This window comes from Bifidobacterium sp. LH_743 (assembly GCF_056355775.1).
Map to the genome: position 1 here is coordinate 38,247 of NZ_JBKESZ010000001.1, position 16,055 is coordinate 54,301.

The 16,055-nt window shown below is 61.1% G+C and carries 12 protein-coding genes and 3 tRNA genes; 6 read left to right on the top strand and 9 right to left on the bottom strand.

Annotated elements, in window-relative coordinates; translation table 11 throughout:
* Positions 1-543: a DUF3566 domain-containing protein gene (locus tag AC1ATL_RS00150; protein WP_432623117.1), complete on the top strand. Its 543-nt coding sequence runs from the start codon at positions 1-3 to the stop codon at positions 541-543.
* A gap of 330 nt (positions 544-873) precedes the next feature.
* On the opposite strand, the gene gdhA is transcribed toward AC1ATL_RS00150, so the two are convergent.
* Positions 874-2,220, bottom strand: a complete 1,347-nt coding sequence (gene gdhA, locus AC1ATL_RS00155; RefSeq protein WP_432623115.1) for an NADP-specific glutamate dehydrogenase — start codon at positions 2,218-2,220, stop codon at positions 874-876.
* A 379-nt stretch (positions 2,221-2,599) separates the two neighbouring features.
* On the opposite strand from gdhA, the gene AC1ATL_RS00160 reads away from it, so the two are divergent.
* Complete coding sequence (locus AC1ATL_RS00160; protein WP_476567584.1) at positions 2,600-3,055, top strand: MscL family protein; 456 nt, start codon at positions 2,600-2,602, stop codon at positions 3,053-3,055.
* Positions 3,056-3,185: 130 nt separating this feature from the next.
* Here AC1ATL_RS00160 and AC1ATL_RS00165 read toward each other — a convergent pair.
* The 3 genes from AC1ATL_RS00165 to AC1ATL_RS00175 all read right to left on the bottom strand — a co-directional run bounded on the left by AC1ATL_RS00165 (position 3,186) and on the right by AC1ATL_RS00175 (position 3,448).
* Positions 3,186-3,258, bottom strand: a tRNA-Ala gene (locus AC1ATL_RS00165).
* Between the two features lies 1 nt (position 3,259).
* A tRNA-Ala gene (locus tag AC1ATL_RS00170) sits at positions 3,260-3,332 on the bottom strand.
* A gap of 42 nt (positions 3,333-3,374) precedes the next feature.
* Positions 3,375-3,448: transfer RNA gene (locus tag AC1ATL_RS00175), tRNA-Ile, on the bottom strand.
* Between the two features lie 218 nt (positions 3,449-3,666).
* On the opposite strand from AC1ATL_RS00175, the gene AC1ATL_RS00180 reads away from it, so the two are divergent.
* Positions 3,667-4,326, top strand: a complete 660-nt coding sequence (locus AC1ATL_RS00180) for a M48 family metallopeptidase (protein ID WP_476568328.1) — start codon at positions 3,667-3,669, stop codon at positions 4,324-4,326.
* Here AC1ATL_RS00180 and AC1ATL_RS00185 read toward each other — a convergent pair.
* The 3 genes from AC1ATL_RS00185 to AC1ATL_RS00195 form a co-directional block, all read right to left on the bottom strand.
* A complete protein-coding gene (locus AC1ATL_RS00185) occupies positions 4,304-5,668 on the bottom strand; it encodes a hemolysin family protein (protein WP_432623111.1) in 1,365 nt (454 codons plus the stop codon). The genes AC1ATL_RS00180 and AC1ATL_RS00185 overlap by 23 nt on opposite strands.
* A gap of 146 nt (positions 5,669-5,814) precedes the next feature.
* The gene (locus AC1ATL_RS00190) at positions 5,815-6,516 is read right to left on the bottom strand and encodes a carbonic anhydrase (RefSeq protein WP_476567586.1); all 702 of its coding nucleotides are present in this window, start codon (positions 6,514-6,516) and stop codon (positions 5,815-5,817) included.
* Positions 6,517-6,690: 174 nt separating this feature from the next.
* On the bottom strand, positions 6,691-9,447 hold the full coding sequence (locus AC1ATL_RS00195; protein WP_432623107.1) for a phosphoenolpyruvate carboxylase: 2,757 nt from the start codon (positions 9,445-9,447) through the stop codon (positions 6,691-6,693).
* 201 nt (positions 9,448-9,648) lie between these two features.
* Between AC1ATL_RS00195 and AC1ATL_RS00200 the strand changes: the two genes are divergently transcribed.
* Both AC1ATL_RS00200 and AC1ATL_RS00205 read left to right on the top strand, forming a co-directional pair.
* Complete coding sequence (locus AC1ATL_RS00200; protein ID WP_476567589.1) at positions 9,649-11,568, top strand: threonine/serine exporter family protein; 1,920 nt, start codon at positions 9,649-9,651, stop codon at positions 11,566-11,568.
* Between the two features lie 157 nt (positions 11,569-11,725).
* Entirely contained in the window at positions 11,726-13,321 is a 1,596-nt protein-coding gene (locus AC1ATL_RS00205; RefSeq protein ID WP_432623151.1) for a sodium/proline symporter, read from the top strand.
* A gap of 315 nt (positions 13,322-13,636) precedes the next feature.
* Here AC1ATL_RS00205 and trpS read toward each other — a convergent pair whose 3' ends face one another.
* Positions 13,637-14,737, bottom strand: coding sequence for a tryptophan--tRNA ligase (gene trpS / locus AC1ATL_RS00210; protein ID WP_432623105.1), 1,101 nt, complete (start codon positions 14,735-14,737; stop codon positions 13,637-13,639).
* Positions 14,738-14,863: 126 nt separating this feature from the next.
* Between trpS and AC1ATL_RS00215 the strand changes: the two genes are divergently transcribed.
* Complete coding sequence (locus AC1ATL_RS00215; protein ID WP_432623103.1) at positions 14,864-15,235, top strand: DUF3073 domain-containing protein; 372 nt, start codon at positions 14,864-14,866, stop codon at positions 15,233-15,235.
* 98 nt (positions 15,236-15,333) lie between these two features.
* On the opposite strand, the gene AC1ATL_RS00220 is transcribed toward AC1ATL_RS00215, so the two are convergent.
* Positions 15,334-15,771 (bottom strand): sterol carrier family protein, encoded by a 438-nt coding sequence (locus AC1ATL_RS00220; protein ID WP_432623101.1) that lies wholly within the window; start codon positions 15,769-15,771, stop codon positions 15,334-15,336.
* Between the last annotated feature and the right edge of the window lie 284 nt (positions 15,772-16,055).

Here is a 16,055-nt window from a genome sequence, read left to right on the forward strand (position 1 = left end):
ATGAGCGAGAACAACAACAGAGAGCAGTCGCAGGAGGGCCAGAGCGCCCCGCGCGTGGCTCGTTCCGCTTCCAGCCAGCCATTGATCGGCAAAGAGCAGATCAAGGCGCATGAAGGCGTTTCTGCGGCTTCGACCAGTGGCGTGAAGGTCCGTGACAAGGTGGCTCGTCGCAGCGCGCCGCGTGCCCGTCGCATGAGCCTGTCCCTGACCCGCATCGACGCCTGGTCCGCAGCCAAGGTGGCGTTCATGCTGTCCATAGCGGTCGGCATCATCCAGGTCGTTGCAGCGGCTTTGCTGTGGACGGTTCTGGACGTGGCCGGCGTGTTCGACCAGGTGACGCAGATCGTCTCCTCCACCGGCCTTGACGCGGGTGGATTCGATCTTGCCAACGTGCTTTCGCTGAGCACCGTGCTGAGCGCGGTCACCATTTTCTCGATCGTCGAAGTGGTGCTGATCACTCTGCTGGCGGTCATTGTGACGTTGCTGTACAACGTGGTGAGCACATTGGTCGGCGGCGTGCATGTGACGCTCGGTGACGACTGATTCGGCTGGACCACACAATCTGCGACGCAAACGGCCCGTACCGGTATGGTGCGGGCCGTTTTTTGTATGTGCGGGCAGGTTTTTATGTGGCTCGAATGTCCGATTCTGCAGAATCGGACATCCAAGGTGGATTGGGAGTGCCGTGGATGTCCGTTTCTGCAGAATCGGACACTGGGGATGGCAAAAGGACGGCAGCAAAAGGACGGCAGCGGGCCATAACGGGCAGCAAAAAGCCGGTCCGCATCAATCGGGTATCGGAATACTCCAGAATACTCGAATCGATGCGAACCGGCTTGGAAAGCCGAAACGGTGCTCAGCGAATCACGGCGATCACAGCACGCCCTGGGCGACCATGGCGTTGGCGACCTTGACGAAGCCGGCGGCGTTGGCGCCGAGCATCAGATCGCCCTCATGGCCGTATTCCTTGGCCGCTGCCAAGGAGTTGGCGACGATAGTCTCCATGATGGACTTGAGCTTGTTGTCCACCTCTTCGAAGGTCCAGCTCAGGCGGTAGCTGTTCTGGCTCATCTCCAGACCGGACACGGCCACGCCACCGGCGTTGGCAGCCTTCGCCGGGCCGTACAGCAGGCCGTTCTCCTGGTACACGGCGATGGCTTCCGGAGTGGACGGCATGTTGGCGCCTTCGCACACGACCTTGCAGCCGTTGGCGACCAGAGCCTTGGCGGATTCGCCGTCGATTTCGTTCTGCGTGGCGCACGGCAGCGCGATGTCGCACGGCACGGTCCACACGCCCTTGCAGCCCTCGTGATATTCAGCGCCCGGAACACGCTCGGCGTATTCCTTGATGCGTCCGCGGTGACCCAGCTTGATGTCCTTGACGATATCGAGCTTGATGCCGTCCGGATCGTAGACGTAACCGTTGGAATCGGAGGCGGTGACGACCTTCGCGCCGAGGGCCTGGGCCTTCTCGGTGGCGAAGATGGCCACGTTGCCGGAGCCGGAGATGACCACGGTCTTGCCTTCGAAGGAATCGTTCTTCAGGACGCGCAGAGCCTCCTGGGTGTAGTAGCACAGGCCATAGCCGGTGGCCTCGGTACGGGCCAGAGAGCCGCCGAATTCAAGGCCCTTGCCGGTCAGCACGCCGGAATACTCGTCGCGGATGCGCTTGTACTGGCCGAACAAGTAGCCGATCTCACGGGCGCCGACGTTGATGTCGCCTGCGGGAACGTCGGTGAACTGGCCGATGTGACGGCACAGCTCGGTCATGAAGGCTTGGCAGAAGCGCATGACCTCGGCGTCGGACTTGCCCTTCGGATCGAAGTCGGAACCGCCCTTGCCGCCGCCCATCGGCAGCGTGGTCAGGGAGTTCTTGAGAATCTGCTCGAAACCGAGGAACTTGATGACGCCCTCGTTCACGGTCGGGTGGAAGCGCAGACCGCCCTTGTACGGTCCGATCGCGGAGTTGAACTGGATACGGTAGCCGCGGTTCACCTGGACCTTGCCCTCGTCATCGGTCCATGCGACGCGGAACTTCACCACGCGCTCCGGCTCGACGAGGCGCTCGAGCACGCCCGCCTTCTCATACTCCGGGTGCTTCTCAACCACGGGCTGAAGGCTTTCGAAGACTTCGCGAACGGCCTGCAGGAATTCCGGCTGATCGCCATCGCGCTTTTCGACCTGCGCATACACGCGCTTGACGTACTCATCAGTGAGCATATTTTTCCCCTTCGGGATAGTTGGGTTATCAATAAGGCGATTTCATTCTATGTGCATGGTCGAGGGACACACAAGATATTGCTCAGGATTTGGCTGGAGCATGCCGGCACCCGTGTCCGTGGAAATATCCGCACTTGGAACGTCCGATTCTGGAGAATCGGACACGTGGAAGCGCGCGGAAGGGCTCTGAATGTCCGTTTCTCCAGAATCGGACATATGGAGGTATGCGGAGGAGCCCTGAGTGTCCGATTCTCCAGAATCGGACATTGGGCGTATGGATTCGGGCGGGTTATGGCGGATATAGGATGGATTCGGAAGAAGGAGAGACTTGTCCATTGACGCGATTCACGGAATCGCGAATACAGAACAGGAGCAAACCATGTTTGAAGGATTCAAGAAATTCATCGCACGCGGCAATATGATCGACATGGCAGTCGGCGTCGTCATGGGCGGTGCCGTCACCACCGTGGTCAACGCGATCGTCAACAACGTCATCAACCCATTCATCGCCATGATCTTCGGCAAGCCGAACATGGATGGCCTGCTGGCGATCACGTTCAACGGCGCGACCGTCTCGTTCGGCGCGGTGCTGGGTGCGGTTCTGAATTTTCTCATCATTGCCGTCGCCGTCTATTTCTGTATTCTGGTGCCGATTAACAAATTCCGTGACATGACCGAGGCGCTGCTTGCCAAGACCAAGCTTGCCGAGCAGAAGAAGGCCGATGAGGAGGCCGCGACGGCGGAGCCCACCGCCGAAGAGCAGACCGTGCTGCTGCTGCAGCAGATCCGTGACGAGCTTGCCAAGCAGAACGCTCAGAGTGCCCAAAACGCTTAGAACGCCTAAAGAATCTGGAGTGGCGCCCGCAACCAAGCGGTACCACTCCCCCGCCGGCTTTGCCGGCATTTGTTGACGTCTTTTGACAGATATGAAAAAAGGCTTCCGAATCATCGGAAGCCTTCAACTGTGGAGCTAAGGGGATTCGAACCCCTGACCCTCTCCATGCCATGGAGATGCGCTACCAGCTGCGCCATAGCCCCGTGGAGCTAGCCGGGTTCGAACCGGCGACCCTCTGCTTGCAAAGCAGATGCGCTACCAGCTGCGCTATAGCCCCATAGGTGAAAAAAGCGGCCCCGCCGCTTCCTTACCATCTACGTGGGCCCGGGAGGACTTGAACCTCCGACCTCATCCTTATCAGGGATGCGCTCTAACCACCTGAGCTACGGGCCCAACTTGCTGTGTCTTGAACACAACGAATTGAAATAATACCTGAATCGCATGGAAAGTCAAATACCGCTCGTTTTTCGGCGTGTCGTGACATAATGCAAGGCATGACGAACGGACAGCGCGGCAGCGGAAAAACAATCGGCCGCAACGGCAGGGGAGCGGAACATCGCGGAAACGGCCGCAATCGCGTGATCTCCACAACGGTGACGGACATCGCCGGAATGCGCGTGACCATCGTAAGAAAACCCATCAAAAACATGTATCTGCGCATCAAGCCGCCGAACGCGGATATCGTCGTTTCCGCGCCGCAGCGGATGGCGGAGAGCGCCATCGAACGATTCGTGACGGAACGTAAGCCATGGATCGAACGGGCGAGACGCGCCATGCTGCAGGCCAGGGATGCGCAGATCGCGGCGCAGAACGCGTCAGAAGACGGCTTCCAGCGCGTGGATGGCTCCGCTGGTACTGGAATGGCAGGAACGGGCGATTCCGGCTTCCATGGCCCGTCCGACGACTCACGCACATATCCGCATACGTTCGTCTGGACGGATGCGAACAAGGCGCGAGCTAGACGCAACATCGAATCGCAATTGCCGACTTTGCTCGCGAAATGGCTGCCGATCATCGGGCGTGGACCGACGCATATCACGCTGCGCGTCATGACGTCGCGCTGGGGATCGTGCACGCCGCGGACCGGACGAATCAGGCTCAACTTGCAGCTTGGTTTAATGGCCCCCAGATTCCTTGAATACGTGCTTGTGCATGAGATGACCCACTTATGGGAGAACGGGCACGGAGAGGGCTTTCAGAGTCGTATGAGCGCCTATCTACCGCAATGGAGGCAGTTGCGTCGGGATATCAATCGGCACGTGGTGCTGTAGGGGAGGATTTGCCGGACTGACCGGTCTCATCGGTCTCGTCAGGCTGTCCGGACTGGTGCCGGCGCACCTCCAACGTCTCGATGCGTCGGCCGTCCACCTTGGTGACGATCATGTCGTAACCGTCATCGGACGGCAGCACGTCGCCGACCTCGCCCATCTTGCCGGTGTGCGCCAGGAAGTAGCCGGCGACGGTCTCGTACGGGCCATCCTCCAACTCGATGCCCGTCAAATCCGCGAAATCCTCAATCGTCATGCCGCCTTCGATGGTGGCCACGCCATTCACGAAAGCGGTGCGCTCGGTGCGTTCGCCGCCTTTCTCCTCCGGCAGATCGTATTCGTCGCGGATATCGCCGACCAATTCCTCGGTCATGTCCTCCAATGTGACGATGCCGTCGGTGCCTCCGTACTCGTCGATGACCACGGCCAGATGGATGCCGCGCTTGCGCAGCAGTTCGAGGCTTGGCAGCAGCTTGGATGTGCCCGGCAGGGAGATGCCTTCGCGCGTCACGTCGGCGACGGTCTTCGCCTTCGGATCACGGATGTCGAGCAGGTCGCGCACATGCACGAAGCCGAGCACGTCGTCGAAGTCCTTGCCGGTGACGGGGTAGCGGGAATACGGCATCTCACGTACGTATTCAGCGGCCTCCGCGAGCGGCATGGAGCCGTCCAGGAACGCGACGTCGGCACGCGGGCGCATGACTTCCGCCACGATGGTCTCGGACGCGTCGAACACGTCGTCGAGGATGGTACGTTCGTCCTTGCTCAGGTTGGTGTTGGTGTTGACCAGCACGCGCAGCTCGTCGTCGGACACCTCGCTGTCGGTCTCGTTCGGATCGAAGCCGAGCAGGCGCACGATGCCGTTGGTGTTCTTGCCGATCAGCCAGATGATCGGCTTGCAAACCTTGGCGAACACATGAATGGCCGGCACCACGGCGCGCGCGATCTGCTCGTTGCGCTGCATGGCGATGCGCTTCGGCACAAGTTCGGAGATGACGATCGAGCAATACGAGATGATCAGCGTCAGTGCGATGGTGGTCAGCGGGGCGGCCACGGAACGCGGCACCCCCCAGCTTTCGACGACCGGCACGACGTACGGTGCGATCGACGATTCGCCGAACGATGCGGACAGGAAGCCGGACAGCGTCACGCCGATCTGCACGGTGGACAGGAAGGTGTTCGGGTCGCGGGCGATCTGCGCCACACGCTTGCCGCGGGCATCCTCCTGCTCCATCTGGTCGATTTGCGATCCGCGCAGGCTGACCAGTGCCAGCTCGGTTCCGGCGAACACGGAGCCGAGCAGCAGGAATACGAAAATCAGGAGGATGTTCAAACCAAGTGACATGGTTCCAATCTAAGGCAACGGCATGTCAAAGCGGGGGAGAGGCCACGGACGGCGGACGTGTGGATGGCGTGTACGGCCGACGGTTGCCGGCGGACCGCCAATCGTCGGCAACCAACTGACAATCGTCGGCAACCAACTGACAATCGTCAGAAGCTCAGGACCTCGACCTTGCCGGAATCAAGCTGATATCGCGCGCCGGTGATCATCAGCCGGTCCTCGGCCAGCGCCTTGCGGATCACGTCGGAACGATCCACCAGTTCCTCGATGGTGCGCGCGATGTGCACGCGTTCGAAATCCTCCGCCGATTCAAGTTCCGATTCATGCGCCTGCCAAATCGACAAGCCGACGGTGCGCAGTATCAACGATTCCGCGTTGAGGATACGCTCGTCGAGATCAGCGATACTGTCGGCCGCCATCAGGGAATCCTCCGCGTCGGCCGTCAGCTCGTGAAGCAGCGCCTCGTATTCCTTGCTCGCCTGCTTGATCGCACCGCAATTCTGGTGTCCAAGCACCACCAGAAGCCGTACGCCAAGCACGTCCACCGCGTACTCCAGACTGGCGATCACGGCGTCGTCGATGACCTGTCCGGCCGTGCGCACGGTGAACAGGTCGCCAATGCCTGAATCGAAAATGATGTCAGGGCTGACACGCGCATCGGAGCAGCTCAACACGGCCGCATCCGGATCATGCATGTCGATGGCCGCCTCCCGGGCCTCCACGCCACGGTTTGGATGCTCCGGCTTGCCTTCCGCGAATCTGCGATTTCCGGCCAGCATACGGCTCCACACGCCGCTTGCGGTGCCTTCGACCTCGTCCTGGTTCACAAACAGTTCGTCATCGTCTGCCATTGCCAATTCCCTCCGCTGTGTCGGCTACGGTTCATCATACGGTTCAGCCTGCACGTTTGCTGGATGCGTGGGTTGACCGCAATCTGGCCAGATAGTACGCGAGCGGGGAGGCTGCGCCGTTCGCCGGCACGGACCTCCCCGCTCGCGTACTTATCTAGGCAATCAGCCGAAAAATCAGCCCGTGTTCTGCAGGCCTGCGGCGACACCCGAAACGGTGCACAGGATCAGATAGGTGTAGTTCTCCTTCTGACCGTGGGTGAGCTCTTCCTTGTCCACGCGCTTGCGCAGCGAACCGAGGGCGAGCACCTGGGTGACGGACAGCGCGTCCACGTACGGCGAGCGGATGCGGATGGCCTGGCCGAGCACGTGACGGTGTTGCAGCGGCCATTCATCGCCGACGATCTTGAGCACCCACTTGCGGGTGAGCTCCATCTCGTCGAGAACCTTCTTGTTGAGGTCCTCACGGTCGCCGAGGGCGAGATACATCTTGGCGATGCGCTCGTCGGTCTTGGCCAGCGACATCTCGATGTTGTCGATGAACGTGGAGAACAGCGGCCACTCCTCATACGCCTGACGCAGGGTGGCGAGGTCGCCGAACTTCTCGCATGCGGTGCCGAGACCATACCATGCGGCCAGGTTGATGCGTGCCTGGGCCCAGGAGAAGATCCACGGAATCGTGCGCAGATCGTCGAGGGACTTGGCGCCGAGACCACGCTTGGCCGGACGGGAGCCGATCGGCAGCAGGCCGATTTCGGTCAGCGGTGTGACGGTGGAGAACCACGGTGCGAAGCCGTCGGTGTTCAGCAGGTCGAGGAAGCGGTTGTGCGCGGCTTCATCGAGCTTGCTGGCCATGTCGGCGTACTTCTTGGTCATGTCCGTGTTGCGCTTCTCCACGCTCGGTGCGGACTGCAGCAGCGTGGCGGCCGCGACGGACTCCACGTGGCGGATGGCCAGCGCCGGGTTGCCGTAGCGGGCGAAGATGACCTCGCCCTGCTCGGTGAGCTTGAAGCGGCACTTGACGGAACCGACCGGCTGAGCGAGCACCGCACGGTTGGCCGGGCCACCGCCACGACCGACGGCGCCGCCGCGGCCATGGAACAGGGTCAGGTCGATGTTGTGCGATTCGGCCCACTTGGCGATGCGCTCCTGGGCGGAATGCAGGGCCAGGGTGGCGGAGGTCGGGCCGGCGTCCTTCGAGGAATCGGAGTAGCCGAGCATGACCTCGAGCTTGCCGCCGGTGGCCTTCAGACGAGCCTGCACCTCCGGGATCTTGATCATGTCTTCGAGCACGTCCACCGAGTTCTGCAGATCCTCAAGCTGTTCGAACAGCGGGATCACGTCGATGGTCGGCACGTCCTCCGGATGGGCGAATGCCAGACGGTTCAGCTCGTATACGTCCTTGATGTTCTGGGCGCTCTTGGTGAAGGAGATGATGTAGCGGCGCGCGGCCTTGATGCCGTTGCGCTTCTGGATGGCGCCGAGCGCACGGAAGGTGTCGAGCACCTCGTGGGTCATCGGCTGCAGCTCGCCGCGCTCACCGTGCAGGCCATGCTCGCGGATGTCCTCCAGAGCGCGGGAATGCACGACGGAGTGCTGACGGAACTCCATCTCGACCATGTGGAAGCCGAAGGTCTCGGCCTGCCAGATCAGGTCCTGCAGCGGGCCGTAGGCGGAACGCTTGGCGTTGGCTTCAGCGAGGGAACGCTGCACCACCTTCAGATCGGCGATGAAGTCGTCGCAGGAATGGTACATCAGGTCGGCGTCGCGTTCGATGGTGGCCTTCAGACGATCGGCCATGACCAGCATGACGGCGCGATGCAGCTCCTTGGTGGAGATTAGGGCGGCCTTGTCGGTCAGACGCTCGCTCATTTCCTTCTGGTGGCTCCAGAGGGCCTTGAGCTCGGCGCTCGGCGGGGTGGTCTCGGCTTCCATCGTCAGGTTCTTGCCGACGCGGCGGGTCTCGATCTCCAGCGCGCCCAGCACGTGGTCGCTGAACTTGCGGGCCACCTGGCGGCTCACCTTGGCGGTGACGTTCGGGTTGCCGTCGCGGTCGGAGCCGATCCAGCTTCCCGGATGGAAGAACGCCGGGCACACCGGCGGCACGAGGCCGGCCTTGTCTCCGAGGACCCAGTCGTCGAAACGACGGTATACCTGCGGAATGGTGTAGAACAGCGTGTTGTCGAAGATATCGAGGATGGTGTCCGCTTCCTCGACCGGTGTCGGCTTCTTCAGCGCGATCGGGGAGGTGCGGAACAGGGCGTCGATCTCGTTGAAGAGACGGCGGGAGTTTTCCTTCTTGTCCGAGCCGCCGAGCAGCTTGTGCGCTTCGAGCAGCTGGGAGATGCGGCGGATCTTGCCTTCCACGGCCTTGCGGCGGGCTTCGGTCGGATGCGCGGTGAACACCGGATGGAACTCAAGCTTGTTGAGCAGTTCCTGGGCCTTGGCCGGACCCATCTCGTTGATGAGCTGGTGGTAGGCGCAGGTCATTTCGTTCACCGGGTCGACGGCCTGGTTCTCATCCACTGCGGCCTCGCGCTGGTGCAGCACGGAGACGCGGTAGTTCTCCTCGCACAGGTTGGCCAGATGGAAGTAGGTGGTGAAGGCGCGGGCCAGCAGCTGGGCGTCGTGGACATCCATCTTGTCGACGATGTCGACCACCTTCTGCAGGTCGTCCTGGTCGGGATTCGTATCAGAAAGAATGCCGGAGAAACGTTCGGCGCTGGCGTTCAGCGCGTGCTCGCGCACCTCATCGAACTTGGCCAGCAGCTTTTCGTCGAATTCGCCGAGCACCTCACGAAGGATCTGCAGACACAGGTCCATTTCCTCTTTGAGGGAAGCGGGAAGATCACGCTCCTCGGGGCCTTTGGTGCCGGTGCCGGACGAGACTATGGCCGCGTCGGCAGGCGTGATCTGTTCGTTTTCAGTTGTCATCAGACCTCCTTCTCCAAACCATCGGGTTGCTCGGTCTGTCGGTCCTTCGCGGCACCTCCGCGATTGTTTTGGCCATCTGTTGCGAGCCCACAGCCCTAAGTCTGGTGGGTAAATGCTCGACCATTGTATGCGCGGCAAATCGACAGTTTGGTTACGGAAATACCGGAAAAGTTCGAATCGTGGACATCGTATGTCCGTAAAATGGAATCGATCGAATGCCATAAAATTTCCCGACCAGCCCACACGTTAGACCTGAATAGCGTGAGCGCACTACATGAACATGATGAACATGCTGAAAGCGTCAATAGCAGCGCGAAGGCAGTCAGCAAATTCCACACCCACTCCATCCCGCTCGACATGGAAGACATCGAGCGAGATTGGGACAAGCCGGTCACCGATGCAGGAATCGCGGCGAAAGCCAGTGTGATCGTACGTGTCGGCATGCTCGACCTCGGCGCCGGAACGGGAAGCTTCCGCGTCCGTGAGATGATGCACCGCATCGCCTATCCGCTGGGCGTGCACGTGCGTGCCGATGTGAACCTCACCGATATCGAGGCGTCCTGCACCGACGGCAAGGACCGCATCACCGAAGTCATCGACCTGCCGACCACCGGCGTGAACACCGAGCGCATCTGGCTGCTCGAGCATTTCGCGGACTGGTTCAACGTGAACCTGGGCAAGGGCTCGATGTACCACCATCAGTCCGAGGTTTCCGAAGGGCTGATGCAGCATCTTGACAAAAAAGACGCCTCGCAGGTCTCCGCCGACCTGTCCAAGCAGCTGCGCGAACGGCAGAAGGTCGAACAGAACCAGGAAGGCTCCGACGATCCCGTTCTCGACGCGTTGGAAATGGTGACGGAGCGTGCCAAGGACGATGATTCCACCGCGCGTCCGCTGCACCTGCGCGACATTGAAGAAGCGCAGTATCGCGCCGATTACGCGGTTTCCGACGTGGAGGCCGATTCGGCTTCCGATTCCAAGGCTTCCGGCCGGACAGCGGAAGTATCGGGCTCCGATGCCAAGCGTAGCCGTCGTGGACAGGCGCGCAGGTTCGTTAGGGAGCGTGCGGGCAAGCCTCCGAAGGAATACGCCGAACATTTCGACCACATCGGCAAGACCCGTGGCGACCAGCCCGGCATCACCGTGCGTCAGGCGCATGAGCGGCTCGACATGATCGAACGCAGAAAGCCGCTGTACTCGCCGCTGTTCGCCGGATTCGCCTCCGCCTGTGCCTGCGCATCCTTCGTGTTCCTGCTGGGCGGCGGCCCCTTCGATATGATCGGAGCCTTCGTCGGCGCTGGTCTCGGCCATTGGCTGCGCCGCAAGCTGTTTGCCCACCATCTCAACCAGTTCTTCGTCACCTTCGTGTGCGTCGCCGTCGCGGCCCTGGCCTGCACCGGCACGCTGCGACTCATCGGCCTGTTCAACCCGGTCGCGTTGCAGCACGACACTGCCTACATCGGCGCCATGCTTTTCGTCATCCCGGGATTCCCGCTCATCACGGGCGGTCTTGACATGGCGAAGATCGACTTCCCGTCGGGCATCCAACGCGTCTGTTACGTGCTGTGCATCATCCTGATGGCCACGCTGGCCGGATGGATGGTGGCGTCCGTCGTGCATCTGAATCCGGAAGGCTTCGAGCCTTTGGGCCTGAATCCCGTCGTCAACTGCCTGCTGCGCATGCTCTTCGCGTTCATCGGCGTGTGGGGCTTCTCCGTGATGTTCAACTCGCCGCAGCGCATGTGCCTGGTGGCGGCCACCATCGGCCTGATCACCGACACCCTGCGTCTTGAGATCGTCGACATGGGCGTTCCCGCCGAAGCCGGTGCGTTCATCGGCGCGTTGCTTGCCGGTCTGCTCGCCTCCGCCTGGCGCTCCGCGGTGCGTCATGGATGGCTTCCGCCGCATCTGGGCTATCCGCGTATCTGCCTGACCGTGCCGTCCATTGTGATCATGGTTCCCGGTCTGTATATGTACCAGGCCATGTTCCACCTCGGCCAGTTCGATACGCTGAACGCTTTGGACTGGGCGTTCCGCGCTTTCATGGTGATCATCTGCCTGCCCATCGGACTTGCGATGGCCCGCGTGATCACCGACAAGTCCTGGCGCTACGACGTGTGACGTCTTGGCGTTCGGCATTTGACGGCCCATATTTCGGCTCTCAACGTGAGACGTTCGGGATCGACGTGATCCCGAACGGTTACATTGGGTCAAATCATCGTTTTTTGAAGAGAGGGAATGGGACGTGGTTTCCAAAGACATCTGGGTCCTCGTGGCCATGGTCATCTACTTCGTGGCCATGCTGACCATTGGATTCATCTACTCCAAGCGCTCGAACTCGTCCACGAGACAGTATTTCGCCGGTGGTCGCGGCGTCGGCCCATGGCTGACGGCGTTAAGCGCCGAGGCATCCGACATGAGCGGCTGGCTGCTCATGGGCCTGCCCGGCGTCGCCTACTTCACCGGTGCCGCCGACCCGATGTGGACGGCCATCGGCCTGGCCCTCGGCACCTACCTCAACTGGAAACTCGTCGCACGCCGCCTGCGCCGCTACTCCGTAGTCGCCGGCGACGCCATCACCATCCCCGACTTCTTCTCCAAGCGCTTCCATGACAAGAAGAACATAGTCTCCACCATCGCCGCGCTCATCATCCTCGTGTTCTTCTGCGTGTACGTCGGCAGCTGCTTCGTGACGGTGGGCAAGCTGTTCTCCACGCTCTTCGGCTGGGACTACCACCTGACCATGGTGGTCGGCGCGGCCATCGTGTTCGCCTACACCATCATCGGCGGCTACCTGTCCGTGGTCGTGACCGACTTCATTCAGGGCCTGCTCATGTTCTTCGCGCTCGCCGTGGTATTCGTCGGCTCCGTCGCGTCCGCCGGCGGCATCGACAACACCGTGGCCTTCCTCAAAGGCATTCCAGGCTTCCTCGATGGCACGCATACGGCGGCTCCGGTGCTCAACGCGGCCGGCGAGCAGATCGTTCAGGCCGGACAGGCCATGTTCGGCGCCCCCGCCGATTACGGCATCATCACCATCATCTCCATGCTCGCGTGGGGCCTCGGCTACTTCGGCATGCCGCAGGTGCTCGTGCGCTTCCTGTCCATCCGCAGCTCCGAGGAGATCAAGAAGTCCCGCATCATCGCCACCACGTGGTGCGTGATCTCGCTGGCGTGCGGCGTGTGCATCGGTCTGGTAGGCCGTGCCATGATGCCTACCCAGTTCGCCACCCAGGCGGCCGCCGAGAACATCTTCATCGTGGTCGCGCAGGCGTTGCTGCCGAGCTTCATGTGCGGCATCGTGGTATCCGGCATCTTCGCCGCGTCCATGAGCTCCTCGTCCTCGTACATGATCATCGGCGCCTCGGCCGTGGCTGAGAACATCTTCCACGGACTGCTGCACCGCAAGGCCACCGACCGTCAGGTGATGATGGTGGCCCGCATCACGCTGCTCGTCATGTTCGTGTTCGGCATCGTGATCGCCTTCGACCAGAACTCCTCCATCTTCCAGGTCGTCTCGTACGCGTGGGCGGGCCTTGGCGCGTCCTTCGGTCCGTTGATGCTCACTTCGCTGTATTGGAGACGGACCAACAAGTACGGCGCCATCGCAGGCATGCTGTCCGGCACCGCCACCGTGCTCATCTGGCACAACTTCATCAAGCCGCTGGGCGGCGTGTTCGCCATCTACGAACTGCTGCCGGCGTTCATCATCTCGCTGCTGTTCATCGTGGTGGTCTCGCTGCTCACGCCGGAGCCGAGCGCCGAGGTGCTGCACGAGTTCGACCATTACCTCGACGACCCAGACGACCGCCACGTCGACGACGATCTGGTCGCCGCCGAAATCGCGGCAGGGGAGAAGCGCGCGCAGATCTGACCCAGTGAATTGGCTGCTGCATGATCCTCTGCATGCCGTTGCATGCAGAGGAAAGCCTGTATCTCGCTTACGTGTGGCAGAATCTCGATCATGACCGCATGCATTTCGCTTACGTGTGGCATGTGATATGCGAAAGCCTGGGGATGGACGTTGAAATTCCAACGTCCATCCCCAGGCTTTTTCAGATTGAGGTGCCACACGTAAGCGAAATAGACATGGCCGGCAGTCGAAATCTGCCACACGTAAGCGAGATAACTGCTCCGATACCCGCCCATATAAGCCACGGGGGGTGCCGACTGCTGCCGGCACCCCGGCTCAGTAGCGCATGCCCATGGCCTCGCGCACCTGCTCCAGCGTCTCGTTGGCGATTGCATTCGCGCGCTTGTTGCCGTCGTGCAGCACGTCGCGGATGTAATCCATGTCCTTGGCCAGTTCGGCACGGCGCTCGCGGTGCGGCGCCAGGAACTCGTTCACGGATTCGATCACGTACTTCTTCAGCGCGCCTGCGCCGGAGTCGCCGATCTCCTCGGCGATGTCCTTCGGATCGCGGCCGGTCACCAAACCGGCGGTGGTCAGCAGCGCGGAAACCTGCGGGCGAGCGATCGGATCGAAGGTGATGCGGCGTTCGGAATCGGTCGGGCTCTTCTTGATGAGCTTGGCGGTCTCCTCCGCGGTGGCGCCCAGCATGATGGAGTTGCCGTAGGACTTGCTCATCTTGCGGCCGTCAAGGCCCGGAATCTCCGGCGCCTCGGACAGGATGGCGCTCGGCTCCGGGAACACCGGGTTCTTCTTCGCGTAGCGCTCGTTGAAACGGCGGGCGATGGTACGGGTGATCTCCACGTGCGGCAGGTTGTCCTTACCGATCGGCACCACATTGGCCTTGCAGAACAGGATGTCGCACGCCTGGTGCACCGGGTAGGTGAGCAGCAGGCCGGTCAGCGCATGGCCGGAGGCCTCCATCTCGGACTTCACGGTCGGGTTGCGGTGCAACTCGGCCTCCGTGACCAGGGACAGGAACGGCAGCATGAGCTGGTTCTCGGCCGGAACGGCGGAATGAGTGAAGATCATGGTCTTGTTCGGATCGATGCCGGCAGCCATGTAGTCGAGCACCAGGTTGAGCACGTTGTCCTCGATGTGCTCGGTGGTGTCGCGGTCGGTGATCACCTGATAGTCGGCGATGATGATGTTCGAGTTCACGCCGCGGTTCTGCATGGCCACGCGCTCGCGGATGGAGCCGAAGTAGTGGCCAAGATGCAGACGACCGGTCGGACGATCGCCGGTGAGCATGGTGAACTTGTCCGGATGCTCCTCCAGCTTGGCCAGCGTTGCATCCGAACGCTTCTTTGCGGCGAGGAAGCTGGCGCTCATTTCGTTGCCGACAGCGGTGATCTGCTGCTCCTGGGTTTCGTCCGTCATATGTGTCCTTTTCTTAAGAAAATCAACGATTTTATCGTAAAAGTCTGAGCCGACAACGAAATAATGCTCAATAAGTGGTACTCTCTTGTTTGATGAATTGATAGCACAGTAATCTCAGGGGGTCAGATGGGCCGCGGACGTCAGAAAGCCAAACAGCAGAAAATAGCCCGAAAGCTCAAGTACCTGACCACCGACACCGATTACGATGAGCTTGCCAAGGAGCTCGGTGCGCAGGAGCCTGGTTCTGGTTCCTTCGACCCGTTTGCCGATATCGAAGCCAAGTATGCCCACGATGTGGACGCCGAAGATGAGACCACTGGGGATGGTCAGGCATCTTCCGATTCCGTTGACGACCTCGATGAGTACGCCAAGTGGGCCGCGGAAGCCGCTGCGAAGGCCACCAGTGGTGAGTTTCCGGCAGCGAAGGCCGCGCCGAAGCCGCACAAGCCCATCCCGATGCCGGTGCCCAGCGCGCTGAAGCCGAAGAAGCAGGACTAGTTCTGCATGAATCTTTACATGAATGACCCGTGGCTCAAGCCGCGGGTCATTTTTTTGTGTCGTGTTATGTCGCGTTGTGCCATGTTGTGTTGTGGCGGTCACGCCAACGGCAGCAAATCGCTCAGGTCGTCGCGCTCGCCGACGGCGGTGATACGTCCGGCATCCTTCTCCTCCTGCCAACTGGTGATGCCGGTGGCAAGCCGCATCCACACGTCCGGATCGAGCTCGATGACGTCGGGTGGCGTGAGATTGTGCGGGTCGGACGCTGGCCCGTCGAGTATCTTGATCGCCCCCCATGGCGCGACGCGCACCTCCACGCCTTCGCCGGGCGCCTTCTTCTCAAGCAGATACAACGAATACCGCACCGCCATCGCCCATAGCTGGCGCGGCAGCCGCGGAAAGAAGTCAAGCCGGAAATCGCGGGCGGCGGCATCGTCGGCCGGCATATGTTCCTCGAAAATGTCGTGTGCCGCTTCCCGCCATTGCTTGAAGGCGGCGCGCCCCCTACCCAAGTCCTGTTCTCGTATGACAGCCATACCCGTATTGTGCCGCGCACAAACGACTACGCTGTTCGATAGGACGTTATCGGCGTGCTCGTGCCGATTTCTTTCGACCGTACGATGAGCGGCTGCATCCCGTTGCACCGCCTTTTGCATTGTTTTGCAAATTTTTGCAAACGAGTGCCGACAAGTGATTACTTGGGATTTCGTCTTTTTGCGATTGCGTAGTATGCTGTACATGAGAACGTATGCATGATGTTACTTGGTGTTCATGCGGCCGCAAATGCAAGGACGCTGGAGTAAGGCATAATGTTCCTGGA